The sequence below is a fragment of the Actinomycetota bacterium genome (assembly GCA_030776725.1).
Lineage (GTDB): Bacteria > Actinomycetota > Nitriliruptoria > Nitriliruptorales > JAHWKO01 > JAHWKW01.
In genome coordinates this window covers 1-2,886 of the sequence record JALYHG010000134.1, presented here as the reverse complement: position 1 = coordinate 2,886, position 2,886 = coordinate 1, and the positions used below count along the sequence as shown (strand labels likewise).

General features: G+C 71.8%; 2 protein-coding genes. Both read left to right on the top strand.

All coding sequences use genetic code 11. The features are described from left to right. Positions 1-2,266: LuxR C-terminal-related transcriptional regulator (locus tag M3N57_06370; protein MDP9022314.1), on the top strand; the 2,266-nt coding region annotated here is incomplete at its 5' end. A gap of 214 nt (positions 2,267-2,480) precedes the next feature. Further along, the coding region (locus tag M3N57_06365) for an MBL fold metallo-hydrolase (protein MDP9022313.1) at positions 2,481-2,886 on the top strand (406 nt) is incomplete at its 3' end.

The following is a 2,886-nucleotide window of genomic DNA, read 5'->3' as shown; positions in this document are numbered from 1 at the left end:
CCTCGACGTGGCAGCCATGGTCAAGTCATGCCTGGGCCCGGCGGCTGTGTCGGATGAGGTGGTCGCGTTCGCGGCACGGGCGGGCGGCGTGCCGTTCCTGGTCGAGGAGCTCCTTGCCGCCGGCCTGACCGCCGGCGTTCTCGTCGCTGACGAGGGAGTCTGGCGCCTGTCGAGCGCCACCGACGTTGTGGTGCCGGCCACATTCTCGGAGAGCATGCGTCGACGGCTCGCGCGGCTCGGCGACGACGGCCGAACAGTGGTCGTCGCCGCTGCCGTGCTCGGGCGACGGTTCGACTGGAGCCTCGTGCCGGCGATCACCGCGCTCGACGAGGACCGGGCCCTCGCCGCACTCCACCAGGCCGTGGACGCGCAGATCGTCACGCTGGACCGTGGGGACGGCAGCTTCCGGTTCCGGCACGCCCTCTCGAGGGACGCCGTGCTCGCCGACCTGTTCCCACGCGAGCTACAGACGCTGTCGCGTCGCGCCCTCGCGGCGGTCGAGGCGGCACACCCCGACCTCGATGACGACTGGGGGCAGTTGGCAGCCGAGCTCGCCGCCGCGGCGGGCGACCCCCGCCGCGCGACCACACTGTTCCTGGAGAACGCTCGCGGGGCGTTCGAGCGGGGTGCGCTGGCGACCGCGGAGGCAACCCTGGACCGCGCTCGCACCTTGCTCCCCGCGAGCGACCCCATGAGGCTCGACGTGGACGAGTGCCTGTTGCGGGTGCTGTCGTTCGCCGGCAAGCGTGAGCGAGCCGTGGAGGTGGCCGACTCGCTGCTGGCCCGGCTGGGAAACGCCCCGCAGTCGGCGCCGCGGCGGGCGGAGATCCACCTCCTGCTCGCCCGTGCCGCCGTCGCCGCCACCCAGTGGGACGAGGCCGACGAGCATCTCGAGCGGGCGCGTGGCGAGACGGCAGCCGCTCCTGATGCGCGTCTCTCGGCCCGGCTGGATGCGGTGGGAGCTCAAACGGCGATCGTGGACGATCCCGAGCGCGCTGCGGCACTGGCGCGGGCCGCCCTGGAGGCGGCTGAGCGTCTCGACCTGGCGGACGTCGCCTGCGAGGCGCTGGAGGTGCTCGGCAGGATCTACCGCACATATGACCTTGCGGCGGCAGAGGACGCCTTCGGGCGCGTTCTCGTCCTGGCAGAAGCGCATGGAATGTCGCTGTGGCGGGCGAGAGTCCTACACGAGCTTGGCGCGATCGACATGCTGACCGGCCGCCCCCTCGGACGGCTGGAGGAGGCGAGGGAGCTCGCGCTGGCCCACGGGGCGCTCGCAACCGCCGCGGTCGTCGACGTGCAGGTCGCAGCCGCACTCGTTCTGGCGGACGACCCCGAGCCCGGGGCCCGCGCCGCACAGCGCTCCGCCGACCTGGCGCGGCGGTACCGGCTCGACCAGACGCTGGCGGCAGCGGTCGCGCTGGAGGCGTATGTGCACGCTCGCAACCGGCGGCGCACGGAGCTGCAGCGATGCGTCGACGAAGCCCGCGCGCTCGCGCCCGGCGTCCCCGACATCGAGGTCAAGGCGTCCACCGCGTCTGCTCTGCTGGCGCTCGTGGAGGAGGATTGGATGGCGGCGCGGCGGCATCTTCTGGCCGCGGTGCGGAGAGCGGCCGAAGGCCCGAGTTACGCGGTGGTGCCCGCCACAGGGCTGCTGGCCCTCGTCCTCCAGCTGGGCGGGCCGGAGGGCGATGCCTCGGATGTCGAGTTCCCGGAGGCGTCGGTCCACTTTCTGACGTCGGCGTTCCTGCGTTACGCCGACGCCGTCGCCGCAGGGCACGCCGGCGACGCCGAACTGGCAGCCGCCAGTATGGCCCAGGCCGATCGTGCGCTCGACGACCACCGGTGGTTCCGCAGCCTCGGGCGGCGGCTCGTCGCCGAGGCCGCGGTCGCGGACGGTTGGGGAGACCCCGTGCCGTGGCTGCGCGAGGCACTCGATTTCTTCGACCGGCACGGGGACGACCAGCTCGCCTCCGCGTGCCGGTCGCTCCTGCGGAAGGCCGGCGCCGCCGTCCCGCGACGGAGGGGCGACAAGGAGGTTCCCGGCGAACTTCGGGCGCTCGGGGTGACGTCGCGCGAGTGGGAAGTCCTCCGACTCCTCGCGATGGGCCTGCCGAACAAGGAGATCGCCACCAGGCTGTACGTGTCGCCCCGCACCGTCGAGCGTCACGTGGCCAACCTGGCCGTCAAGACGGGCGTCGGTCGGCGCTCGGAGCTGGTGGCGTACGCGGCGCGAACGCTCGTCAAGGGCACCTCACGTTCTTAATTGGGGGATCGCCGCCGCGAAAACGTCGGTTCTGCCTCATGTCCGCGTCGCGCTGACCCTGCACGCTCGCCGTGGCCTCGCACCAGCGAGGTCCTGCGGTGCGAACGGGCCGGAGAGAGCCCTTCAGGAGGGACCGATGAGCTTCGCTCCGAAAGTGCCGACCACGCGCGTTCCACCGAGGCGTGTGGGCAGAGACGCCTGGGTCGTTCACCAAGTGCAACACGCGCTCGGGGCTCCGCTCAGCGTGTACCTCAACTCGATGGTGATCGCCGGTGCGGAACCGGCGATCGTCGATACCGGATCGGTGAACAACCGCAGCCAGTGGCTGGACGACGTGTTCGGGATCGTCGACCCGGCGGACGTCCGCTGGGTGTTCCTCTCGCACGACGACAGTGATCACACCGGAAACCTCGTGCCGGTGATGGAGACGTGTCCGAACGCGACGCTGGTCTGCAGTTGGGCGCTGGTCGAGCGGTACAGCAACGCCTTCGGCTTTCCGCTGCACCGGTTGCGCTGGCTCAACGACGGCGAGGCCATCGACCTCGGAGACCGGCGCATCATCGCGGTGCGGCCGCCCGTCTACGACTCGCCGGCGACACGGGGGTTCCTCGACGACCGCA